Here is a 23,170-nt window from a genome sequence, read left to right as displayed (position 1 = left end):
CCATTAAGGGCCTTTGTCTTTTTATCAGTTACATCAAAATTGCTTTAAGTTCTTCAGCACCAAAAGTCGCTATTTCAAATGCGATTAATATGATAATTATCCATTCAAGAAATGACGAATGCTTGTGATTTAAGTCATCCGCCAACATTTCAAATAGCTCGTGAATAACATCAAGCTTATTCGATAGCACTTCAACTCTTGGTCGAATATCCAAATAGCGCGAAGTCAATGTATAAGCATATTCATATTCTGGGTATTCCCAGAAAAACTCAGGTGTATCTAATAACCCGTAATGCAAAAAGATATCACTTTTCGTGCTAAATAAATGACCACGAATCTTTGCGAGCGCTCTGCGTCCAAGCTTTATTTTTCCAGTTTCAGCCAATGCATTGGGCAGGTAGCCATACTGGGTTATGGTGTCTTGCGCTTTTTCTTCGTATTCATTTAGTTTAATGGATTGTGCTAAGCCATGACTAATGGAAAGACGCAGAAGTTCGTCGGCGCTTGGCAGTGCAATAAGATCGCGCTGAAGTTTAAGCGTGTCACCATCGATAACGAACCGCAAATGCTCTTGATGCTGCCCCGTCAACACTTCTTCATGCACTTGAAGACGGTTCAGTAGAGCCATCTTTTCGTCTTCGTCTACGCCCCAAAAAACAATAACACCGTATTCAAAAAGCCACGCTTCTCCACCAAAGACATCAATTTGCACCGCATCGCGGTAACGAGACCCCAAGCTTGCCATCAAATCTTGTGAAATAGTGAAATCAGGAATAATAAAAGCCGACACACGGTCGTTAGAAAATTGCATACCCATTACCAATGAGACTAAAAATCGGCGCGATTATGCGCTTAATTTTCACACTGCGATAGCAAATTCATGCGTTAAAAAAGTAATGGTTACGACGATAAAATTTAGTCAAAGTAGGACAGGCATAACAATAAATTCTCAGTTTGGAATAACTATTTCCATTTTCTCATCATAATGTGCTTGCAATTTCCTGTCAGACTGGCACATTCAAGGCACGCGAATAAACAATAACAACAAATCTTCGCTCACTCGTACGCGAGTACCCGACAGAAAAAGCCTCATTATTTTTTCAACAAGTGAACAGAGAGAATCCGTTTTATGTGTGGTATTTTCGGTATCCTTGATATCAAGACCGATGTGTCTGAACTCAGAACCCAAGCCCTCGATTTATCTAAACTTTTGCGCCACCGTGGCCCTGACTGGTCGGGTATCTGGAATAATGACAATACCATTCTTTGTCACGAAAGACTGGCTATTGTTGATGTTGATACAGGTGCACAGCCTCTTATCAGTCAAAACGACAAACAAATACTTGCCGTTAATGGCGAAATTTATAACCACAAGCAACTGGCTGCGAACCTAGATTCGCCTTACCCGTTTAAGACGCGCTCAGATTGTGAAGTTATTCTTCCTCTCTTTCAGCAAAAAGGCATCGACTTTATTGATGATCTTGAAGGGATGTTCGCGTTTATTCTTTATGATGAAGAACAAGATGCTTATCTGATCGCGCGTGATCATATTGGTATTATTCCGCTTTACACTGGTTACGATGAACACGGTAACTTCTATGTTTCATCGGAAATGAAAGCGCTAGCGAGCGTGTGTAAAACTATTAGTGAGTTCCCTCCTGGTCATTATTTATGGAGTAAAGAAGGTAAGATCACTAAGTATTACAAGCGTGATTGGATGGAATACGATAACGTCAAAGACAACACAAGTGACTTAGAAGAGCTTCGTGTGGCCTTTGAAAAGGCGGTTAAGTCACACATGATGTCTGACGTTCCCTACGCCGTGTTGCTTTCAGGCGGTCTAGACTCGTCACTTGTGTCTGCTGTAGCGGCACAGTATGTCGCCAAACGTGTAGAAGACGAAGATAAAACCGATGCATGGTGGCCGCGTTTACATAGTTTTGCCGTCGGTCTTGAAGGCGCGCCAGACTTAAAAGCGGCAAAAAAAGTGGCAGACATGATTGGCACCGTTCACCATGAAATCCACTTCACTATTCAAGAGGGATTAGATGCCATCCGCGATGTTATCTACCACCTTGAAACCTATGACACTACGACAATTCGTGCCGCTACGCCAATGTACCTTATGACCCGTAAGATTAAAGCTATGGGTATCAAAATGGTACTGTCAGGTGAAGGCTCTGATGAAATCTTCGGTGGCTATTTGTATTTCCACAAAGCCCCTAACGCCAAAGAGTTCCATGAAGAAACAGTTCGCAAATTAGACCGCTTACACATGTTTGATTGTGCGCGCGCTAACAAAGCAACGTCAGCATGGGGTGTTGAAGCTCGCGTGCCTTTCCTTGATAAAAACTTCATAGATGTTGCTATGCGCCTAAACCCGCAAGACAAAATGTGTCTTGATGGAAAAATGGAAAAATGGATCCTTCGTAAAGCGTTTGATAACGGTGAAACACTTCCAGCGGAAGTATTATGGCGTCAAAAAGAACAGTTTGGTGACGGTGTTGGTTACTCGTGGATTGATTCAATTCGCGACTTTGTAGACAACGAAGTCACTGACCAACAACTTGCGACAGCGGAATTCCGCTTCCCTGTTAACACGCCTGACACTAAAGAAGGCTATTACTATCGCACTATTTTCGAGAGCTACTTCCCTCAAGAAAGTGCTGCGCGATGTGTACCTGGCGGCAAGTCGATTGCGTGTAGTACCGTAGAAGCCCTTGAATGGGATGAAAGCTTTAAGAACAATGCAGACCCTTCAGGTCGTTCGATGAAAGATGTACACGCTGGGGAATCATAACCTGGCACTTACATCAAAAAACGCGGCTACAAGCCGCGTTTTTTTTTATTACATCACTAACAATCTTTGGCCACGGCTTATTCGATATCTGTGGGTGTTAGTTCGTTAGTTTGAATAGTATTTTTGTACCACAACCTATTATCATTTAGCGGCGTCTCAACTGGCAAAAGTGGATTTTCAAGGGTAAAAACATTACGCTCTTGCATGTTGAGTCCCTTCAAAATAGGCGAATAAGTCGTTTGAAAAAGTGATTCAAATGAGCCATCGTCAATCGCGCGATTGAGCCCAGTTTCAATAAGCCTTGCTAAGGTTTTATTACTCGAGCTTACAAAATAGTACATCGCTGTTGGATAATAGAGCGCCATATTAGGCTCTAAAAAAAGATTACTACGCCTACCCTCTTCTGCCAATTCCGCATCTACTTCTATGACCGAACGCGGGAAAAAGTCGCCCTTACCTTGCTTGATCATATCGTATGCTTCTCGAAATTCTGGCACAGTGAAAACATTGAAACCATTGGCTTGCAATATTTTAGTGTCAGGCCACTCCTCACCTTGCACTGGAACGAGTTTGCGAATGTCTGTTAAAGACATAACATCCTCAAACTTAGAAGCTTTATCTTGGTTTACTACGAAAACGCGTAAACCTATAAGCCCTTTAGCAATAGGAATACGAATAGCGGTAAGGTCTTTTTCACGCTGACTATCCGTCATGCTCCAAACCACATTAACCTCGCGATTTTCTCGCAGTTGACGCATCGCTTTCCCGGTTAAGAGAATTCTATCTGACGGGCGCAATTCATAATTAACGCCCGTTTTATCAAGCGCCAACTTCAGTAACGCGATGGGATACTGCGAGCGTTCGTCCGAATCATCAAGTGGTCGAGGGTATGTAATGGTCCACAATGCGCCACTTGCCTGCGTACTGCTTAGCAACAACGTAATACACGCCAAAACCACCCTAATCATTCTCAAATCCTTTCTCATTGAGCTCACAATGTGCTTGGTAGAAATCGTAAACTAAGACGTTAACTACTCAATGCCAATGTATTTATGTGTTTGTAAAGATAGCCGCCAGTTACGCGCAATACAAGTGCGCACGGCTAGCTCCGTCGCGCGCTTTTGTTGGCTAATGGGTTGTAAGCAAACCTGTTTTCCTTCAAGGCTTGATACTTTTGTAAGCAATGCATCAAGCTCATCAATGTGTTTTTGCATAGCGATAGGATGCTTAATCTCATTGGCACGCTCTAGTGCACTGGTGAGCACATCAAAGCCCCCTTTCATATTTATTTTGGGCGAAACTGTGACATAAGTGCGCTCATCACATAACACCTCAAACGTGCCACTGGTCTCAATTTGCGTGGTGTATCCGTTCTGATGCAATATGTTGGTTAGCGGACGTAAGTCATACATACATGGCTCGCCCCCAGTAATGACTACATGCTTTGCAACGTACCCCTGTTGCTCAAACAATGTCATCAAACTTGCTTCGTTAGATACAAAATACGTTTCAGATTCGCTACTTTTGGCAATGACATCTTCTGGTGAAACACTCAAGTCAGCTTTTATCTCCCACGTGTGCTTAGTATCACACCATGGACACCCTACCGGACATCCCTGTAAGCGGACAAAGATAGATGGTATTCCCGTATATGCACCTTCACCTTGGATAGTTTCGAACATCTCATTGATGTTTAATGTGGACAATACAGACAATTTGACACCCTTTAACGATTGTATGTTGGGATTTTACCAAGGATCACATAAAATTCGGTGATAATTTATCAATTAATCAAAAACTATGTCTGAAAACGTTGTTGTTATTTATTCGGGAGGCATGGACTCCTACACGGTTTTGCACAAAGCGCTGCGCGCGGGCAAAAAAGTACACGCTTTAAGTTTTAACTACGGACAGCGTCACAAGAAGGAACTCGACTACGCCGCCGCTGTTTGTCGCTCGCTTGACGTACCGCATAAAATTGTCGATATCAGCGCCATCAATACCTTAATTGGTGGTTCTGCGCTGACATCTGACATAGACGTTCCCGAAGGGCACTATGAAGAACCCAGCATGAAGCAAACCGTCGTGCCTAATCGCAACATGATCCTGTTGTCATTAGCTGTTGGCTACGCAGTGAGTCTTGATGCAAACGAAGTTTACTACGGCGCACACTCAGGCGATCACGCGATTTACCCTGACTGTCGTCCTGAATTCGTTCATAGAATGAATGATGTATGTGGCATAGCCAACTACACACCAGTAAAAATTATGACGCCTTACATCGATGACAGCAAAACAGCAATTTTGACCGATGGTTTAAAAATGGGGCTAGATTACTCGCAAACCTGGACCTGCTACAACGGTCGTGAAAAAGCGTGTGGCAAATGCGGCGCGTGTGAGGAACGCTTAGAAGCGTTTAGCGAAAACAATGCAACAGACCCACTAGAGTACGAATAAATCCTGTAAAAATATTGGAATTGAATAATAAGTAGCCACAACGTTGGCTACTTAATTCCTAAATTTGTGTAATGCGAACCTACAATTAATTCGGGTTTATAGTTCGTGGATTATACTTGCGATAAAGCATGCCGCTTAAATATACAATAACAACAGATAGAAACGCGCAGACCCCCAACGCTCCCCCCATGCCATTTAATAGCGGGAGTATTGCAGCACTCAGTACACCAAAAACTGATGCAGCCAATGTCACTCCCAACCACGATAATTTGGCACTTGAGCTCATACCAACAAAGCTTCCACCGAAAAACAGCGCACCAAACGCATTGGCTGTACTACTGTCGAAAACGACCAAAAACACGGTATAGGCGACTAATGTTGCCAAGGTACTCGCTCGAATAGCACCAATAAATGGCACTAACGATAATGCAAACGTACTTAGCCCTCCCGCAACGGCGATGACTATTGTGGTTAACATTTAAAGTACCAGCCCTTTTACTAACACAACGCTTGCCACAGCGGTAAATGCTATGGCCCCAAGTTTTCCCCCAATGCCCACAAACACGTTGCGCAGCAAGGTGTAAATAAGAGCACCAACTAGGCTTACAGTGATGATTTCACTTTGTGTTTGAATAATATCCTGTGAGCACATTCCCGCAAACGCACCAGCATAAACAGCGGCTTGCGGATGGCGCTTAAAGCGTGAGGTATAAGGAATAAAACTGCCCAATAGCCCCACAGTTGCGGCACTGACTACAACAGGCACAGCAAACGCGTGATGAAGTATGAAACAACCGTAGAAACCAGCATAAAACGTTATGAGTTTACTAATGTAAAACAACCCAAGGGTTTTCACGTCGTATTCCTCAAACAAAAAAGCCTCGCAAGTTGCAAGGCTGTAGTGTGCGTACTAATAGTAGAGCTTATCGAAAAGGTTTTATTTCTGGCTTTCAGAAATAAAGTAGCTCAACTCTTTTATACAATGGCGCAGAACTGGGTTAAGGCGCGTGTTTTTTCCATTCATCACAAATAATTCATGGCTAAAATTAAACAAACTTCCCTTTGCAATGGGAACAAGCCCTAGCGCAGCACCTTGCTCTTTTGCCATATAGTCTGGTAACAACCCAACATATTCACCAGTCATAATGGCTGACATCGCAGCATCATAGGAATCGGAAAACGTTTGAATAGACAATCGAGATTCGTCTTCAATGTAATTTGCCGAAGACAAACCTGAAATGCCAATAGCAGGGTAATCTTCTATTTTTACGTTATCAGGCAGGTCTGTATCACGGTATTTCGCTAACGGATGCGTTGGTGCACAGTACAAGCGGCCAGGTGTTTTCAAACCAATAGGATGGAAGGTTACTGACTCTGGCTTGACCATATCGTAAGTAGATACGACCAAGTGACATTCACCTGACAAGGCAACATGCTCAACCTCATTGTATAACCGAGTTTGAATATTCACGTGAATATCATCAAACTTCTTCATAGTACTTTTGACCGCTTTACTCACTGCTAAATGCATAGAAAGCGGAAGGCCTGCCATAAGTACTAACGTAATATGGCCTGAATAGTCGTCGTGTAGCGATTTAAGATTGAAAACAAAGTTGTCGAAAGCGTTAAATATACGTTTGGTTTCTTGGAAAACCACTTCACCTTCTTTAGTCATTTGAAATCCACCACGACCTCGGTGGCACAGGACCAAATCTAAACGTTCTTCTAATTTTTTGATCGCTGCACTAATATTTGGGCGTTGCATACGCAACACTGGCTCTGCCGCAGTAAATCCGTTGCAGCTCGCTACAGCGTAGAAAACACGCAATAGCTTTATATCTGATTCCTGAAGACGATTAAGCATATTTAGCACCTGTTTATAGGTATAGTTATCGATACTCAAACTAGCACTATATGAAACTAGCCGTGCTATTACAACGACAAATTACTGCTTTTTATCTCAAAATTGTAGACTTACTCACGCATTGGTCAAATTTTGTGTTATCGCGCTATATACTAAAGTTGTAAATAAACGAAAGCCCCCTGTGAGTCACCGGAGGCTTTCGTATTTTTAAATGCAATAGCAAATAAACAACATCGCTATGAAAGCGTCACCACTTGCTTACGCAGTGCTTCAATATCGTCTCTTAACGACGCCGCTTTTTCGAACTCAAGCTCCCTCGCATATTCGAACATTTGTTTTTCTAGCTCAGCTATCTGATCCATAATTTCCGTGGCACTTGCCGCTTTTTGCTGTTTCTTCTTCTCTTCAACTTTACGCAATTTCACCTTGCCAGAAGCCGGGTGTGCACTATCGCCTAAGTCCATAATATCAGTGATGGGCTTGTTAAGGCGCATCGGCGTTATATTGTTTGCCTTATTGTGCGCAATTTGTTTTTCTCTGCGTCGGTCAGTTTCGTCCATGGCTTTTTTCATCGACTTTGTAATAGAGTCAGCATACAAAATCGCCTTTCCGTTCACATGTCGAGCAGCACGGCCTATTGTCTGTATAAGTGAGCGCTCAGCACGCAAAAAACCTTCTTTGTCAGCATCTAAAATTGCCACGAGGGACACCTCTGGCATATCTAAACCTTCTCGAAGTAAGTTAATGCCTACTAACACATCAAATTTACCAAGCCTCAAATCTCTAATGATTTCGATTCGTTCAACAGTATCGATATCCGAATGTAAGTATCGCACTTTGACGCCGTGCTCATTTAAGTATTCACTTAAATCTTCAGCCATACGTTTGGTCAACGTAGTAATCAGTACCCTTTCATCTAGTTCAACGCGTTTTTGGATTTCTGAGAGCACATCATCAACCTGTGTAGCGACAGGTCTAACTTCGATAATGGGATCAAGTAGTCCGGTAGGACGTACCACTTGTTCTACAATTTCTCCATCGGTCTTTTCCAGCTCATAGTCACCTGGGGTTGCAGATACATAAATGGTTTGGGGACAAATCTGCTCAAACTCTTCAAATTTTAGCGGTCGATTATCCAGCGCTGAAGGCAATCTGAAGCCAAACTCCACCAGTGTTTCTTTGCGTGACCGGTCTCCGCGATACATGGCGCCTATTTGCGATACGGTCACATGAGACTCATCAATGAACATCAAGCCATCTGCAGGAAAGTAATCAAGAAGCGTTGGTGGTGGTTCACCAGGCGCACGGCCTGACAAATAGCGTGAATAATTTTCGATTCCTGAACAGTATCCCAGCTCCATCATCATTTCGATATCAAACTGCGTGCGTTGAGAAATACGCTGTTCTTCTATGAGCTTATTGGCTTCTTGTAACTGCTTTTTACGCTCACCAAGCTCATCTTTAATATGCTCAATAGCATTTAGGATTTTCTCACGTGGTGTCACGTAATGGGTTTTAGGGAATACTGTTGCGCGAATAACTGATTTATCTACAGCCCCTGTAAGCGGATCGAATAGGCTTATTTTATCGATTTCATCATCAAACAATTCAACCCTTACCGCCTGCTTTTCAGAATCCGCAGGGAATATATCTATTACATCGCCACGCACACGGAACGTACCTCGCTCAAAGGCCAAGTCGTTACGCTTATACTGTAATTCAGCAAGTCGTCTAAGAATATCTCGCTGATCCATCGTGTCGCCTTGGCGAAGATGAAGAAGCATTTTCATGTACGATTCTGGGTCGCCCAAGCCATAAATGGCTGAAACACTGGCGACAATAACAACGTCGCGCCTTTCCATTAGTGCCTTTGTCGCAGAAAGACGCATTTGCTCGATGTGATCGTTTATCGATGCATCTTTTTCAATAAACGTATCAGTGCTTGGAACATAGGCTTCAGGCTGGTAATAGTCGTAGTACGACACAAAATATTCGACCGCATTGTTGGGAAAGAACTCTTTCATTTCACCATACAACTGCGCTGCTAGCGTTTTATTGTGCGCCAAAATAAGGGTCGGACGCTGAACTTCATTGATAACGTTGGCCATGGTAAAAGTTTTACCTGACCCCGTAACACCCAGCAACGTCTGCCCGGCCAAACCGCTATCTAACCCATCTACAAGGGCCTCTATAGCTGCGGGCTGATCACCAGCAGGTTTATACTTCGAATGTAGTTCGAATCCTCTACTCATCTAAACAACCTTATTTAAAACCGCATTATCGGACTCAAACTGCGCAATCGCGCGTTTAAATACAACAAACGAAATACTTGCCATAACGACATTAGCGATAACATTACCTGCAAAAAGGCCTTTTAAACCGAAAAGCATGCTACCCACAATGCTGATGGGTACGAAAAAAACAAAAAGTCGGATGACACTAAGTACCAACGCTGTCATGGGACGGTGCATCGCGTTTAACGATGAATTCGTTAGAATGATGATGCCTTGCATGCCATAACCTAGGGGTACAATCATTAAGAAAAGCTGAATAAGTACACTGACTTCTGCTTCATTAGCAAATGCCACGGCTATCCAGCTCGACATGGACCACATAACAAGAAAGATAATTAACTGCCAAACAAGCACAAACTTAAGGGTTAAAGAGTACGCCTTTTTCACGCGTTCAACTTGCATCGCGCCAACATTCTGACTGATAAAAGGAGGCAATGTCATGGACAAGGCCAACACAACAATACTGGCAATAGATTCCATTCGATTGCCCACGCCCCAAGCCGCGACAGCTTCTGCGCCGTAGCTGGCAACTACAGCTGTCATTACACCACCAGCCACTGGCGTGAGCATGTTAGCGCCTGCTGCAGGAAGACCAATTTTTAAAATTTCTCTACTACTTTCCCTCAATTCACCAATGGTGAGCAGTCGTGGCAACATAAGCTTTCTGCGTATCGCAAGAATATAGAGGATCCACATCGCTCCTACCACCCAAGCAATAAAGGTAGCTAATGCTGCGCCTTTTATTCCCATTGCGGGAATAGGACCTAAACCAAAAATAAAGATGGGGTCGAGTAATGCGTTTAGTCCACCACCTGCAGCCATCACTATACTTGGCGTGCGTGTGTCACCGCACGCTCTAAGTACGCTATTACCTACCATTGGCATTGCAAGGAATATACTCGACAAATACCACAGCCCCATATAGTCAGAGATATAAGGCATCAATCGTTCAGAGGCGTTGAGAAGCTTAAATACAGGCTCGATTGAAACGAAACCAATTATAGCAAGCGTGCCCACCAATAGTACCGAAAGCATGAGTGAACCGGATGCATACAGCTGCGACTTTTCGAGTGCTTTACTTCCTTGTAATTTCCCAATAATTGCTGATGTTCCAATGCCCAAACCTATATTTAAGCTAATAACCGTAAAGGTCACTGGAAACGTAAAACTTATCGCCGCGAGAGGGTCAGTGCCCAATAAACTAACAAAGAAAGTATCAATAAGGCCAAAGCTCATCATCATAACCATGCCTAAAATCATGGGTATTGTCATTCGTTTAAGCGTTGCGCCAATATCTCCTTGAAGTAAATCAGAAGCGTGTTTTTGTGTAGTACTTTTATTCACTTAAGCCTCAGCGTTGTATGCGGCATGAAAAATGGAGAATAGCAAAGTGTAAAAGAGTGCACCTCACTTGGCTATGTGTATTCGATAAACTAAACAATGGATGAGGGCACTGGTTAGCATTATCGCTTATGCGACGAAGAGTTTTCTACAAAAACCAAGAATAAGCCTGCTTTACTATGAACACTGCATAAAGTAATGTTTTTACGCTGCTATTGCACTGAACTGTGATGACTGTTCACATTACAGTTAAATTTCTAATCTGTTTCAGTTTTACTAATCTCAAAGTAGCTACTTAAGGTTATTTCGCTATTCACAACCGTTGAGCAATTCACCGCCAAAATTGTTAACACAATGTAACATACTGAGAAATAACGCGGATTTTTTTGCGTAGCTTTTAATCATTCGTTGAATTAACACACAAGCTACTTTTTGTTCAACCGATCAATTTCGATCAACACTTCCGATCACAAAACAACACATAACCACCTGTTTAAATTGGATAAATACCAACATCGGCAACAATGTGATGATGATCATACCAATAGTGATCGCGTACAACATTCCCAACTTGCCAAGCTATCAACATAGTTATCCACAGATTTAGTGGATAACTAACGCTAGACCATATTTGGCGCGATGTTGTGACTCGTTTAAAAAAAAAGACGTAAGTGGTGACTAACCTTTTATTACGTAGGTACAGGTTACAGATTTATTAAAGCCTGTACATAATACCAGTATCAAAGCTTTTTTTTATTCTATTTTGTTATAGTAGAAACATCATGCGAGATATAAAAAGAGTAGGCACATAAATGGTATTCACTATTGGTCACATTATCCTTTTACAAGCGAAAGTAAGTGAGTTGCGTACATATTAACCATCACTTTTGTCTTTTTGATGACAAATTGAGCACAAAAGCGCTAAAAAGCTATTTTTTGCGCAGTCAGCACAATTATTTCATTTATGTTGTTGACAGCAACTAACTACCTCTTTAATATTCGCCTCCGTTGAAGCACAGGTCCCCCTTAGCTCAGTTGGTTAGAGCGACGGACTGTTAATCCGCAGGTCCCCCGTTCGAGTCGGGGAGGGGGAGCCAACTTCAGCAACAACTTAGGTGTCGATTCCCCCTTAGCTCAGTTGGTTAGAGCGACGGACTGTTAATCCGCAGGTCCCCCGTTCGAGTCGGGGAGGGGGAGCCACTTAGTTGGCTCTAGACTTTCTCATAGTTACATATCTCTATCTTCCCTTATATTTTTCGTTTTTAATTAAATATCCCTAATTCAATCAAGTTGTTAATCCCCTACTAAAAAGGGATAATAGCGGCATATTTCTTTTTTTTAATTCGCGGGATTTTGCCTACATATATAAACAGTAGTGTTTCCCCGTTAAATTCCTTGAGGGAATTGCGTAATTCATGACTGAATTTTTACTATTATTGATTGGTACAGTACTGGTAAATAACTTCGTTTTGGTGAAGTTTCTTGGTTTGTGCCCTTTCATGGGAGTCTCTAGTAAGCTCGAAACGGCTATGGGTATGTCTATGGCAACCACATTCGTGCTTACCCTCGCCTCTGCATCCAGTTACCTTGTCGAAACTTATTTACTCGCCCCTTTGGGCATAGGCTACTTACGTACGCTTGCTTTTATTCTGGTGATTGCCGTTGTCGTGCAGTTTACAGAGATGGTCGTGCATAAAACCAGTCCTACGCTTTACCGACTACTCGGTATTTTCCTGCCACTTATTACCACTAACTGTGCCGTATTGGGTGTAGCGCTTCTAAACTTAACTGAGCAGCACAATTTTATAGAGAGCCTCATTTACGGGTTTGGCGCCGCGGTTGGTTTTTCATTAGTACTCATACTTTTTGCAGCAATGCGAGAAAGGTTGGCAGCCGCTGATGTTCCTACCCCATTTAAAGGAGCTTCAATAGCAATGATAACAGCAGGATTAATGTCATTGGCGTTTATGGGATTCAGTGGGTTGGTGAAATTCTAATGACAGTATCTACAGCAATCATTTTTGCCGTAATTGCAATCGGTGTTTTAGCGCTCGGCTTTGGTCTAGTTTTAGGATACGCCAGCATTCGCTTTAAAGTTGAGGGAGACCCTCTCGTTGAACAAATTGACGCTGTTCTTCCCCAAACTCAGTGTGGTCAGTGTGGTTACCCCGGGTGTAAACCTTATGCCGAAGCTATCGCTAATGGCGACGATATCAATAAATGCCCCCCAGGTGGCGAGGCTACAATTAAAAAGTTAGCTGATTTAATGGGCGTGGAGCCTAAACCTCTTGATGCTGCGCATGGCGAAGAAGATGTAAAAAAAGTCGCGTTTATTCGCGAGGATGAATGCATTGGGTGCACTAAATGTATTCAAGCTTGTCCAGTTGACGCTATTTTAGGCGCAGCTAAACACATGCACACGGTCATTACCGATGAATGTACTGGTTGCGATCTGTGCGTAGACCCCTGCCCTGTCGACTGTATTGATATGGTTCCTATCGTTCAAACCACGTCTACGTGGAAATGGGATTTTTCGTCATCTCCCAAAGGTGATATCCCAGTGAAAATGGTATCTTAATTGTGATGTATCCAAGTTTTGATTCAATTATAGAAAACCTGAACTCTGGGAAAATGTACACGTTTCCTGGCGGTGTACACCCGGATGACAAGAAGGCACTTTCCAATACAACACCAATAAAGCAGCCTTCTCTACCGGCCTTGTTGGTGATACCACTTCGTCAGCACATCGGCTCAGACGGAATTTGCTGCGTAGAAGTTGGCGACCACGTACTAAAAGGGCAGGTATTGTCACAGAGTTCGTCGCCATTTTCTGTTCCAGTGCATGCGCCCACCTCTGGAAAAGTTGTGGCTATTGCGCCTCATGTCGTAGCTCACCCCAGCGGTTTGACCGAGATGTGTGTCAGCATTAAACCCGATGGCAGAGAAACATGGTGCGATCTTTCTCCTCTTTCAAATTATACAGAGGTAGAGAAAAGCAAAATTATTGAAATGATTTGCCAAGCGGGTATTTCCGGAATGGGCGGCGCAGGCTTTCCTACGCACATCAAAACGTCGACGTCTAAGCCTGTTGAGTTCCTTATTCTAAATGGCATTGAGTGCGAGCCATATATCACCTCTGACGATCGGCTGATGCGCGAATTTGCATGGCAGATAAGACAAGGACTCGATATTCTTACGCACCTCATAGGTCCTAAAGCCGTCGTAGTTGCCATTGAAGACAATAAACCAGAAGCATTTGAAGCACTGAATATTGCCTGTGAGGACAAAAAGGAATACCGCGTAGTCAGCGTAGAAACCAAATATCCTGCTGGCGGTGAAAAACAGTTAATTCAGGTATTAACCGGGCGAGAAGTACCGAGAAACGGGTTACCCGCAGATGTTGGGGTGATGATGTTTAACGTGGGCACTTGCTTCGCCATTGCAGACGCAATTTTAAATGGTAAGCCACTGATTGAACGCGTAGTTACTGTTACCGGTGAAGCTGTTGAGTCGCCGTGTAATTTTAAAGCACTATTAGGTACACCGGTCTCTCACCTACTAAACGAAGCGCAATATAACCCGAAAAAACAGACAGCTCCCAAGGTTATTATGGGCGGTCCTATGATGGGCTTTACCCTGTCAGATGCCACCATTCCAGTGGTAAAAACGACAAACTGTTTGCTGGTTCCAAGTAAAAAAGAGCTTGTTGATGACAATGCAGAGCGCCCATGTATTCGATGCAGCGCGTGCGCCGACGCGTGCCCGGCTTCTTTGCTGCCGCAACAAATGTTTTGGCATGCGAAAGCTAAAGAGTACGACAAAGCTGAAGAATACGACTTATTTGATTGTATCGAATGTGGGGCTTGTGCATACGTGTGCCCAAGTGAAATTCCGCTTGTGCACTACTATCGCCAAGCTAAAGCCGAAATTCGCTTGCAGCGAGATGAGAAAAACAAAGCAGAGAAAGCGAAACAACGTTTTGAAGCGCGCAAAGAACGTTTAGAGCGCGAAAAACGCGAGCGAGAAGAAAAACACAGAAAGGCTAAAGAGGCGCGATTGGCCGCTAACAAAGCCAAAGAGCAACGTGTAACTGGCGAAGCGCCATCAGAATCTTCCACCAACGAAGCAAAAGACAAGGTCGCTGCGGCGCTAGCAAGAGCGAAAGCAAAGAAAGCCGCACTCCAAGCTCAAACAAACGATTCTCAGACAGCACCGGCAGACGCAGCTCAAGATGACAAAAAGGCTCAAGTTGCCGCTGCTATCGCCAGAGCAAAAGCAAAGAAAGCAGCTAAAGCCAATGATGCGAATTTAACATCAAGTGAATCCACTGATAACAACACAATAGATTCAGCAGTGCCCAGCGGTGAACCTGATGATAGAAAAGCCAAGGTTGCTGCAGCTATCGCCAGAGCAAAAGCAAAGAAAGCAGCTAAAGCTAGCGATGCCAATGTGCCGACTCATGATTCTGCTGATAACAGCTCAAGTGCTGTGGAAGTACAAAGCACTGAACAAGATGATAAGAAAGCCAAAATCGCTGCGGCTATCGCTAGAGCTAAAGCCAAAAAAGCATCACAAGCAAGCGCTGAACAACCTGCTGTATCTGAAAACGTGCTGACCGATAACACAGCAACAAGTGATGCAACAGATAGCACATCAGCGCAAGATGAGAAAAAAGCAAGAATTGCTGCCGCGGTGGCGAAAGCCAAAGCGAAAAAGGCAGCACAAGAACAAACTAATGCTCGTCACGATGCCCCTGATACTAATGGCACAGACAGCGAAGTTGACGAGAAGAAAGCACGAATAGCAGCAGCAGTAGCAAAGGCAAAAGCCAAGAAAGCCGCTCAGCAAATAGGGAGTGAATCAGCAGTTCAGGCTTCAGACTCATCTGAGCAACTCGACGCTGATGCTCAAACGTCAATATCCAGTAGCGCCTCCACATCACCTAGCGCACCTGCTGATGAGAAAAAGGCCCGCATTGCGGCTGCCGTTGCAAAAGCGAAGGCAAAAAAAGCGGCTGCAGAAAGAGAGAATGAATCCTGATGAAGTTAAGTCTATCAAGCTCACCGCACCAAAGGGTTAAGCGCGATACAGGACAAGTAATGCGCATGGTTGTTTATGCGATGATCCCAGGCATAGTCGCGCAAGCATATTATTTTGGCTGGGGCGTGCTAATTCAAGCAGTACTTGCGGTGGCAAGTGCTCTGGTCATCGAAGGTATAATTCTTTTTGTGAGAAAGCGTCCTATTGAACGCACATTAACGGATTACAGCGCAGTATTAACTGCATTGCTTATTGCGATAAGTATCCCCCCAACGTTGCCATGGTGGATGACGGTAATAGGCGTATTTTTTGCTATCGCGGTAGCTAAACAATTATACGGCGGTTTGGGGTTTAATATTTTCAACCCAGCTATGGTGGCTTATGTGGTGTTGTTAATATCATTCCCTGGTGCAATGAGTTTGTGGCTACCACCCACTACTCATGCGGCGATTACGCCAACATTTCTTGATTCCTTTTCGCTGATTTTTTCTGGATTTACCACCAGCGGATACGATGTAACTCAGTTAAAAACAATTGCTGATGGCGTAACTATGGCAACGCCGCTTGATACATTGAAAACCAACCTTACTCAAGGTGTTACCTATAGCGAATCGTTGTCGAACCCCATATTTGACGGTGGTATTTTTGAAGCAGCGGGTGCAGGTTGGGGCGTAGTAAGTGCAGCTTATCTTTTAGGTGGTCTCTTCTTGTGGAAAACGAAAGTGATCAATTGGCATATTCCTGGCGGCATGCTCATTAGCGTGTTGATTTGTGCCACGCTACTACATCTTTTAGATGCCGATTATTACGCATCACCACTTTACCATTTATTTAATGGCGCCGTCATGGTGGGAGCGTTTTTCATCGCTACCGATCCCGTGTCAGCTTCTACTACGCCAAAGGGACGTATTATCTTTGGTGCCGCTATTGGTTTTTGGGTGGTTATTATCCGCACATTTGGCGGCTATCCTGACGCTGTTGCCTTTGCCGTCATTATCATGAACATGGCCGTACCATTAATCGACTACTACACTCGCCCCCGCGTATACGGCAAAAATGTCGGACAACGTCGAGGTAAGCAGTCATGATGAAAGAGAGCTTAGCCAAGAATGGGCTTATGTTAGGTGCTTTCGCTGTTGTTACCACGGCGTTGATTGCACTTACTTTTTTTGGCACGCAAGAAAAGATTGATCAGCAAAAGCAGCAGAAATTACTCAGCGTATTAAACGAAGTCGTACCCCGTGAGTTTCATGACAATGCACTTTACGCAAACTGCACCGAAGTGAATGTAGATGAACTAGGTGGTAAGAAGCCCCATAAAGTGTATCGCGCCCTACTTAATAACCAGCCAAGCGCGCTTGTGTTGGAAGCCACAGCCCCCGATGGCTATAGTGGCGATATCGATATTTTGGTGGGTGTTTCTTTAGGTGACACTAGCCTAGATGAGCGTAGCGCAACACAAATAAACAGCAATGAGCTGACTGTATTGGGGGTTCGCGTTATCGAGCATAAGGAAACGCCAGGTCTAGGTGATAAAATTGAACTTGCGGTTAGCGATTGGATAATGTCATTTAGCTTAAAACCCTTCTCTAGCGACAACCTTTCAATTTGGAAGGTAAAAAAAGATGGCGGTGAATTTGATCAGTTTACTGGCGCAACCATAACACCACGAGCAGTGGTGGGTGCCGTGCGCGAGGCACTACTCTATGTGGAAGCGAATAAGAACGCTCTTTTTGCAGCACCAAACCTATGTAAAGGCGCAGGTACTGTTGAGGCAAAAAAGATGCCTGACGTGAACGACGCCCAATCTCAACGTGTGGAGGCGCTATAACATGACTGATTTTCGCGATCTTTCTTTACAAGGACTTTGGAAAAACAACCCGGCGTTAGTGCAATTGCTTGGTCTTTGCCCACTATTAGCGGTGACAGCCACGTTTATTAATGGGTTAGGCCTTGGCATTGCTACCATGTTAGTACTCATGGGTAGCAACGTAACTGTATCTTTGGTTCGAAATATAGTACGAAACGAGATCCGCATCCCCGTTTTCGTGATGATTATTGCTGCATTCGTCACCATTGTTCAGCTGCTTATGAACGCCTATACGTACGATCTCTATTTGGCGCTTGGTATCTTTATCCCGCTTATAGTGACTAACTGCGCCATTATAGGTCGTGCGGAAGCCTTTGCGTCTAAAAATGGTCCTCTAGCCTCGGCGTATGACGGTCTTATGATGGGACTGGGTTTTACCGCCGTGCTGGTTGTGTTAGGCGGCATGCGAGAAGTTTTAGGTGCAGGCACATTGCTCGTTGGTGCAGATCGCCTTTTTGGCCCTATTGCCCAAAACTGGACGATTACACTTTTTGAAACCGAGAATCCATTCTTACTTGCGGTTTTGCCCCCTGGTGCTTTTTTGGGAATGGGACTACTGATTGCAATAAAAAATAGTATAGACGCAAAACTAGCAGCACAACATAAAGCCCCCACGGTTAAAGCCGAACGCGTGCGTGTTACAGCTGAGAGCTAGCGCCTCTTTTACTCAAGAAAAAGTAGATAGAAATGACTGAAGTAGTTACGCCAACAAAGCCAATTTCAAAACAAGAAAAAGTAAAAGAAATAATGCGTATTCTGGATGAACTCTATCCAGAAACTCCCATTTTTTTAGATCATAAAGACCCCTATACGTTGCTTATCGCGGTTCTTCTATCAGCGCAATGCACTGACGAAAGAGTTAACCAGATTACGCCAAAACTTTTTGCTCGTGCAGATAACCCATTTGATATGGTGATGCTGAGTATCGAAGAAATTCAAGACATTATTCGTCCGTGTGGCTTATCACCGATGAAATCTAAAGGTATCTGGCACTTATCAGACATGATAATTAAACTGCACAATGGCGTTGTTCCGGCAGATTTTGAAGCGCTAGAGGCCATGCCAGCAGTTGGCCATAAAACTGCGGCAGTGGTTATGTCACAGGGCTTTGGTATTCCAGCATTTCCGGTGGATACACATATACATCGATTAATGTATCGATGGGGGCTGTCAAATAGTAAAAGCGTCGAGCAGACCGAGCGCGATGCCAAACGCTTATTCCCTAAAGAGAGATGGAACGACCTTCACCTTCAAATTATCCTTTACGGAAGAGAGTACTGCCCTGCCCGCGGATTCGACTTAAACAAATGCATCATCACACGAGAATTCGGTAGAAAGAGCTTTATTAACGAAGTGCTAAAAGAACAAGAGAAAAAGCAAAAACTGGCGCTTAAGAAAAAGCGCAAGTAATACCATAAACTAAAAAGGAGCCGAACGGCTCCTTTTTAGTTTATGGTAACTGTCAATTCTGTGGACTAAAGAGCTTGAACTCGTATGCCCTTGAGGAATGCTCTGTTGCTATCACAATTCCACTTCGGTCATTGACGTCACCTTCATATTCAAACGGGAATACGCCATAGGCGAGAAGCCCATTGTATTCAAGGTTCTCAAAACAAGAATCCACCTGAATGGTTATATCAAACAGCCCATTAACGTTTGCTATGGGCTCGACATGGCCAGAATATACACAGCCTATTGTGTTAGAGCCACTAAGAAGGCCATCGCTGTCGATGGCAAAAGAGCGCATATATGAACTATCTGAAAATGATTGCGAATAATTACCTGCAATATCTTCAAGGGTAACTTCATCCTGTGACGCTATTCTTGAAGCGGAAAATTCAATCGTGTCATTAAATCCAACTCCTTCTAGCGCATCACCTTGGGCACTTGCTTGTAACGGCCCATTTCGCGTCATACCATCTTCATGATAATACATCACATCATCGGAGGTAACACCGTCTGTATTCAATGTACCATTGGTGATGAACATGTTACCCGAGCCTGATGCGTATAATATGGCCGTGCCATCAGGCGAAACGGCGACTACAACGCTTTCTTGTTCATCTTCAAAGGTTGTAGCTTGCCCAAACCAAACGCCAATCACCGAGTTAGTATCTTCGATGTCTTTGTTGTCATTACTATCGCTACACGCACTTAAAAATAAAGTACTTAGCGTAACTGAAGCAATAATTGTAGACCTAAAAAGCATATTGCTATTCAACGTCGCTTTTTTAAATAGAGAATTGAGACTTTTCTTCATTTTACGTTTCCTTGTATTCAATCTACCTTTATTCGAACGTTACCACCAACCTCCTTAGATGGATAGATGAACTTTGCGATAAATGAACAACTTAGCATCATCGTTCACCTCGAAAGCCTTCATCGAATTCGCTATGATAAAACGCATAGGCTTGCCTATGGCAAATAAAATAAAAATACCCACCTCGGAGAACACATGTCTCGATTAAATTCTATCGCTAAAAATTTAGCGTTTGGTGCATTGGTAAGCGCTTGTAGTTTCGGCGTATTTGCTGATAGCTCTCCCATTACCGATAAACAAAAGAAGAATGCTGAAATGCTAATTCAGAAGGCCTTAGAAAGTGACTTGGGCTATAAAATTGTAGAGTCTCTCACAACTGAAATAGGTCCTCGTTTAGGCGGCTCTGAAGCAGAAAAGCGCGCAAGAGACTGGGGCGTGGTTGTTGGTAAGCGGCTTGGGTTTGATAACGTTAGCATTGAAGAATTCACTATGCCGTTTTGGGATAGAGGTCACCTACACATATCGCTAACTTCACCTTATGCACAGCCGCTTTATGGCACAGCGCTGGGTGGCGCGGCGCCTTCTGATGAAGAAATTAATGCCGATGTCGTATACTTTCGCGATATTCACGCATTAACCGATGTAAAAGCGGGTGCACTTAAAGGTAAAATCGCCTTTGTTGACGGCGACGCCATGGTGAAAAGTCAAACCGGTGCAGGCTATTCCCAAGCCAATCAACGTCGTCGTATAGGTTGGCAGCATGCTCAGCGCGGGGGCGCGCAAGCGTTGGTAGTGCGCTCTGTAGGCTCTGACTCCCATCGCTTTCCTCATTCTGGCATGATGAGCTCTGACAACGATAAATGGGCTGACATTCCCGTTATTGCTATTTCAAACCCTGATGCCGATCATCTTCGCAGACTCCACAACCTTGGGAAGCCGCTGTCACTTTCACTACACTCTGAATCAAAATGGAAAGGTGATGTGAGCAGTGGCAATGTAGTACTTGATCTTATAGGCAGTGAGAAGCCAGAGGAAATCATTCTCATTGGGGGGCATCTAGACAGTTGGGACTTAGGAACGGGTGCAGTTGATGATGGCGCAGGTATTGCTATTACAACTGCCGCGGCAGCATTAATTGCATCACTACCAGAGCGTCCTAAACGTACTATTCGCGTAGTAATGTTTGGTGCAGAAGAAGTGGGACTTTTAGGTGCGTTTGCCTATGCCAAGCAGCACGAAAGTAACTTAGCTAACCATGTATTAGCTACCGAGTCTGATTTTGGAGCACAAACAATTTGGCAAATCGTCTCTAACGTAAATCCAGAAGCCACTGTACTTGTAGATGAAATAGCTAAAATTCTATCGCCACTGGGTATCGTACGTGGAGGGTCAGATATCGCTGGCGGTGGCCCGGATATTATCCCGCTTGCCGCAAAAGGTGTGCCTACAATCAGATTGAATCAAAATGGCCATGATTACTTTGACCTGCACCACACACCAGATGACACATTAGACAAAATAAACCCTAATGAGCTGGCACAAAATATTGCGGCTTATGCGGCTAGCATTTATTTGTTGGCAGACACAGACGTTGAATTAAAGCGAGATTAACGGGTTACTGGATAATACTCTTTAGGATAGCGAGCGTTGCAGCAATTTGTCCAAAAACGCTCGTCTATCGCTTTTGTTGCTAAACTCAACGCGCTTCATGTTACCGACTTCGCGATAAGCAATACTATTTTTATGTACAGAAATATCAGAGATGGTATTACAAAGTTGGGGAGGTGCTATTGAAGATAGTATAAGAAATACTCCTTTTATTATTTTTATAAATATTCTTTCGTCCTTTTATTGACTTAAAAATCATAACGTCATAAGCAAGCCCTTTGAAAAGACTTGCTCATGAAAGCAGTTACTTAGCGTACTACTACGTTTGCTGCTTGTGGGCCTTTTTGGCCTTGTTCTACTTCAAAGCTAACTGACTGACCTTCAGCAAGTGTCTTGAAACCTTCAGAAGCAATTGAACGGAAATGTACGAAAACATCTTTTCCGCCATTATCTTGTGTTAGGAAGCCGTAGCCTTTTTCTTCGTTGAACCACTTAACTGTACCGTTTACAGAATTAGACATAATAAAAACCTTTTAAAATTGATGTTGTGGTGAAATCTCACCGTAAGGCCATAGACATAACCAAACTAATAAAGTGATGTATTTCTGTAAATTAAACTTCAATTTGAAGGAATAACGAGAGGTACAGCGCAGTAATAGGAAAAGCATAAAACATATCTAAAGCGGCGAGGAGAATACAGCCTTCTTCAAGCAAAGTCCAACGGTTTGTCGTTTATTTTTTATTCACCCATTCTGAACAGTTTTCGCCGTACTTCACTGAATACGTATGTTTATGGGGATTTCAAGCTAAGTACGCTAATTTTAAGTCACTGGTTTTTTTGTGGAGTAATGTAATGTCAGATCGTTATGAATTGAAAAATAAAACGGCCATTGTTACCGGTGGTGGCAAAGGATTGGGAAAGACTATTGTTGCGCATTTATTAGCACAAGGAATGAATGTTGCTATTTGCGGGCGAACAGAGAAAACGATTACCGAAACCGTTGCGCACTTTGATAGTCAATATCCTGGGAGAATCTTTGGCGATGTCTGTGACGTTGCCAACAGTGAAGCAGTCTCGCGCTTTGTAAAAACCGTCCACGCCGAATTTGGAGATGTTCACGTACTGATAAATAATAGCGGGTTTGGCAAAGAAACGCGTATTTGGGAAACCAGTGAAGCAGACTGGGATGAAGTGATGAATACCAACATCAAAGGCACTTTCTTAATGTGCAAGGCCGTTGTTGTAAACATGATAGAAAATAAAGAAGGATATATACTTAATATAGCCTCGCAAGCCGCGTTGAATGGCTATGCTAACGCAGGCGTATACTGCGCATCTAAATTCGCTATGGTTGGTTTGGGAAAGGCACTTCAAGAAGAAGTCCGCGAGTTTGGTATTCATGTACAATCCTTAAATCCCGCACTTATACAGTCGCAAAAATCTGACAGCGACGATATTGACCCAGGGTTAATTCAAAATGAAGACTTAGGTGAAATGGTTGTTTACTTACTATCACAACCACGTCGCTTGAAAATTGACAATATTGGGCTGTGGGGCTTTTAGTAAAGCCTCTTGTATAGTCAGTAGTGTCTTAAAGCGTTAACATTTCTCTTTTATCATTATGCGTTATGCCTT

21 protein-coding genes and 2 tRNA genes are annotated in these 23,170 nt (G+C 43.5%); 13 read left to right on the top strand and 10 right to left on the bottom strand.

Translation table 11 applies throughout. From position 1 onward, the window contains the following. Positions 1 to 28: 28 nt before the first annotated feature. Positions 29 to 811: an RMD1 family protein gene (locus JN178_RS05985; protein WP_202264441.1), complete on the bottom strand. Its 783-nt coding sequence runs from the start codon at positions 809 to 811 to the stop codon at positions 29 to 31. A 318-nt stretch (positions 812 to 1,129) separates the two neighbouring features. On the opposite strand from JN178_RS05985, the gene asnB reads away from it, so the two are divergent. Next, positions 1,130 to 2,800: an asparagine synthase B gene (gene asnB, locus JN178_RS05980; protein ID WP_202264439.1), complete on the top strand. Its 1,671-nt coding sequence runs from the start codon at positions 1,130 to 1,132 to the stop codon at positions 2,798 to 2,800. Between the two features lie 77 nt (positions 2,801 to 2,877). On the opposite strand, the gene JN178_RS05975 is transcribed toward asnB, so the two are convergent. Beyond that, complete coding sequence (locus JN178_RS05975; RefSeq protein ID WP_202264437.1) at positions 2,878 to 3,768, bottom strand: amino acid ABC transporter substrate-binding protein; 891 nt, start codon at positions 3,766 to 3,768, stop codon at positions 2,878 to 2,880. Positions 3,769 to 3,831: 63 nt separating this feature from the next. Beyond that, on the bottom strand, positions 3,832 to 4,506 hold the full coding sequence (gene queE / locus JN178_RS05970) for a 7-carboxy-7-deazaguanine synthase QueE (protein WP_202265935.1): 675 nt from the start codon (positions 4,504 to 4,506) through the stop codon (positions 3,832 to 3,834). 94 nt (positions 4,507 to 4,600) lie between these two features. On the opposite strand from queE, the gene queC reads away from it, so the two are divergent. After that, a complete protein-coding gene (gene queC / locus JN178_RS05965) occupies positions 4,601 to 5,257 on the top strand; it encodes a 7-cyano-7-deazaguanine synthase QueC (RefSeq protein WP_159623198.1) in 657 nt (218 codons plus the stop codon). Positions 5,258 to 5,342: 85 nt separating this feature from the next. Here queC and JN178_RS05960 read toward each other — a convergent pair whose 3' ends face one another. From JN178_RS05960 to JN178_RS05940, 5 genes are all read right to left on the bottom strand, one after another. Beyond that, positions 5,343 to 5,735, bottom strand: a complete 393-nt coding sequence (locus tag JN178_RS05960) for a hypothetical protein (RefSeq protein WP_202264435.1) — start codon at positions 5,733 to 5,735, stop codon at positions 5,343 to 5,345. After that, entirely contained in the window at positions 5,736 to 6,113 is a 378-nt protein-coding gene (locus JN178_RS05955) for a hypothetical protein (protein ID WP_232369705.1), read from the bottom strand. Positions 6,114 to 6,194: 81 nt separating this feature from the next. After that, entirely contained in the window at positions 6,195 to 7,121 is a 927-nt protein-coding gene (locus tag JN178_RS05950; RefSeq protein ID WP_202264433.1) for a LysR family transcriptional regulator, read from the bottom strand. A 236-nt stretch (positions 7,122 to 7,357) separates the two neighbouring features. After that, the gene (gene uvrB / locus JN178_RS05945; RefSeq protein ID WP_202264431.1) at positions 7,358 to 9,373 is read right to left on the bottom strand and encodes an excinuclease ABC subunit UvrB; all 2,016 of its coding nucleotides are present in this window, start codon (positions 9,371 to 9,373) and stop codon (positions 7,358 to 7,360) included. Then, a complete protein-coding gene (locus JN178_RS05940) occupies positions 9,374 to 10,687 on the bottom strand; it encodes an MATE family efflux transporter (RefSeq protein ID WP_442859698.1) in 1,314 nt (437 codons plus the stop codon). Between the two features lie 1,089 nt (positions 10,688 to 11,776). On the opposite strand from JN178_RS05940, the gene JN178_RS05935 reads away from it, so the two are divergent. From JN178_RS05935 to JN178_RS05895, 9 genes are all read left to right on the top strand, one after another. Next, a tRNA-Asn gene (locus tag JN178_RS05935) sits at positions 11,777 to 11,853 on the top strand. Between the two features lie 26 nt (positions 11,854 to 11,879). Beyond that, positions 11,880 to 11,956: transfer RNA gene (locus JN178_RS05930), tRNA-Asn, on the top strand. 215 nt (positions 11,957 to 12,171) lie between these two features. Then, positions 12,172 to 12,753, top strand: coding sequence for an electron transport complex subunit RsxA (gene rsxA, locus JN178_RS05925; RefSeq protein WP_202264427.1), 582 nt, complete (start codon positions 12,172 to 12,174; stop codon positions 12,751 to 12,753). Next, the gene (gene rsxB, locus JN178_RS05920; RefSeq protein WP_202264426.1) at positions 12,753 to 13,334 is read left to right on the top strand and encodes an electron transport complex subunit RsxB; all 582 of its coding nucleotides are present in this window, start codon (positions 12,753 to 12,755) and stop codon (positions 13,332 to 13,334) included. Before rsxA ends, rsxB begins: the two co-directional genes overlap by 1 nt. Positions 13,335 to 13,339: 5 nt before the next feature. Then, positions 13,340 to 15,796: an electron transport complex subunit RsxC gene (gene rsxC / locus JN178_RS05915; RefSeq protein ID WP_202265931.1), complete on the top strand. Its 2,457-nt coding sequence runs from the start codon at positions 13,340 to 13,342 to the stop codon at positions 15,794 to 15,796. After that, positions 15,796 to 16,884 (top strand): electron transport complex subunit RsxD, encoded by a 1,089-nt coding sequence (gene rsxD / locus JN178_RS05910; RefSeq protein ID WP_202264424.1) that lies wholly within the window; start codon positions 15,796 to 15,798, stop codon positions 16,882 to 16,884. Before rsxC ends, rsxD begins: the two co-directional genes overlap by 1 nt. Further along, positions 16,881 to 17,627: an electron transport complex subunit RsxG gene (rsxG, locus tag JN178_RS05905; RefSeq protein WP_202264422.1), complete on the top strand. Its 747-nt coding sequence runs from the start codon at positions 16,881 to 16,883 to the stop codon at positions 17,625 to 17,627. The genes rsxD and rsxG overlap by 4 nt, the downstream gene beginning before the upstream one ends. A 1-nt stretch (position 17,628) precedes the next feature. Next, positions 17,629 to 18,321 carry an electron transport complex subunit E gene (locus tag JN178_RS05900; RefSeq protein WP_202264420.1) on the top strand — a complete coding sequence of 231 codons (693 nt, stop codon included), beginning with the start codon at positions 17,629 to 17,631 and terminating at the stop codon, positions 18,319 to 18,321. Positions 18,322 to 18,353: 32 nt separating this feature from the next. Continuing rightward, positions 18,354 to 19,076, top strand: a complete 723-nt coding sequence (locus tag JN178_RS05895; protein ID WP_202264418.1) for an endonuclease III domain-containing protein — start codon at positions 18,354 to 18,356, stop codon at positions 19,074 to 19,076. Between the two features lie 52 nt (positions 19,077 to 19,128). On the opposite strand, the gene JN178_RS05890 is transcribed toward JN178_RS05895, so the two are convergent. Further along, a complete protein-coding gene (locus JN178_RS05890; RefSeq protein ID WP_202264416.1) occupies positions 19,129 to 19,926 on the bottom strand; it encodes a hypothetical protein in 798 nt (265 codons plus the stop codon). 195 nt (positions 19,927 to 20,121) lie between these two features. On the opposite strand from JN178_RS05890, the gene JN178_RS05885 reads away from it, so the two are divergent. Beyond that, positions 20,122 to 21,537: a M20/M25/M40 family metallo-hydrolase gene (locus JN178_RS05885; RefSeq protein ID WP_202264414.1), complete on the top strand. Its 1,416-nt coding sequence runs from the start codon at positions 20,122 to 20,124 to the stop codon at positions 21,535 to 21,537. A gap of 305 nt (positions 21,538 to 21,842) precedes the next feature. Here JN178_RS05885 and cspE read toward each other — a convergent pair whose 3' ends face one another. Next, a complete protein-coding gene (cspE, locus tag JN178_RS05880; protein WP_159623236.1) occupies positions 21,843 to 22,055 on the bottom strand; it encodes a transcription antiterminator/RNA stability regulator CspE in 213 nt (70 codons plus the stop codon). Positions 22,056 to 22,387: 332 nt separating this feature from the next. Here cspE and JN178_RS05875 point away from each other — a divergent pair, with 332 nt between their 5' ends. Further along, positions 22,388 to 23,098 (top strand): SDR family oxidoreductase, encoded by a 711-nt coding sequence (locus JN178_RS05875; RefSeq protein ID WP_202264412.1) that lies wholly within the window; start codon positions 22,388 to 22,390, stop codon positions 23,096 to 23,098. The last annotated feature ends 72 nt before the right edge of the window (positions 23,099 to 23,170 follow it).

Source organism: Alteromonas sp. KC3, assembly GCF_016756315.1.
GTDB lineage: Bacteria > Pseudomonadota > Gammaproteobacteria > Enterobacterales > Alteromonadaceae > Alteromonas.
This window is presented reverse-complemented; position numbering and strand designations above follow the sequence as displayed.

Bases quoted from the DNA above. Each gene is read 5' to 3' on its own strand.
- JN178_RS05985 (WP_202264441.1), bottom strand. From the start codon at position 811: ATGCAATTTTCTAACGACCGTGTGTCGGCTTTTATTATTCCTGATTTC.
- asnB (WP_202264439.1), top strand. From the start codon at position 1,130: ATGTGTGGTATTTTCGGTATCCTTGATATCAAGACCGATGTGTCTGAA.
- JN178_RS05975 (WP_202264437.1), bottom strand. From the start codon at position 3,768: ATGATTAGGGTGGTTTTGGCGTGTATTACGTTGTTGCTAAGCAGTACG.
- queC (WP_159623198.1), top strand. From the start codon at position 4,601: ATGTCTGAAAACGTTGTTGTTATTTATTCGGGAGGCATGGACTCCTAC.
- JN178_RS05960 (WP_202264435.1), bottom strand. From the start codon at position 5,735: ATGTTAACCACAATAGTCATCGCCGTTGCGGGAGGGCTAAGTACGTTT.
- JN178_RS05950 (WP_202264433.1), bottom strand. From the start codon at position 7,121: ATGCTTAATCGTCTTCAGGAATCAGATATAAAGCTATTGCGTGTTTTC.
- uvrB (WP_202264431.1), bottom strand. From the start codon at position 9,373: ATGAGTAGAGGATTCGAACTACATTCGAAGTATAAACCTGCTGGTGAT.
- JN178_RS05940 (WP_442859698.1), bottom strand. From the start codon at position 10,687: ATGACAATACCCATGATTTTAGGCATGGTTATGATGATGAGCTTTGGC.
- rsxA (WP_202264427.1), top strand. From the start codon at position 12,172: ATGACTGAATTTTTACTATTATTGATTGGTACAGTACTGGTAAATAAC.
- rsxB (WP_202264426.1), top strand. From the start codon at position 12,753: ATGACAGTATCTACAGCAATCATTTTTGCCGTAATTGCAATCGGTGTT.
- rsxC (WP_202265931.1), top strand. From the start codon at position 13,340: ATGTATCCAAGTTTTGATTCAATTATAGAAAACCTGAACTCTGGGAAA.
- rsxD (WP_202264424.1), top strand. From the start codon at position 15,796: ATGAAGTTAAGTCTATCAAGCTCACCGCACCAAAGGGTTAAGCGCGAT.
- rsxG (WP_202264422.1), top strand. From the start codon at position 16,881: ATGATGAAAGAGAGCTTAGCCAAGAATGGGCTTATGTTAGGTGCTTTC.
- JN178_RS05900 (WP_202264420.1), top strand. From the start codon at position 17,629: ATGACTGATTTTCGCGATCTTTCTTTACAAGGACTTTGGAAAAACAAC.
- JN178_RS05895 (WP_202264418.1), top strand. From the start codon at position 18,354: ATGACTGAAGTAGTTACGCCAACAAAGCCAATTTCAAAACAAGAAAAA.
- JN178_RS05890 (WP_202264416.1), bottom strand. From the start codon at position 19,926: ATGAAGAAAAGTCTCAATTCTCTATTTAAAAAAGCGACGTTGAATAGC.
- JN178_RS05885 (WP_202264414.1), top strand. From the start codon at position 20,122: ATGTCTCGATTAAATTCTATCGCTAAAAATTTAGCGTTTGGTGCATTG.
- cspE (WP_159623236.1), bottom strand. From the start codon at position 22,055: ATGTCTAATTCTGTAAACGGTACAGTTAAGTGGTTCAACGAAGAAAAA.
- JN178_RS05875 (WP_202264412.1), top strand. From the start codon at position 22,388: ATGTCAGATCGTTATGAATTGAAAAATAAAACGGCCATTGTTACCGGT.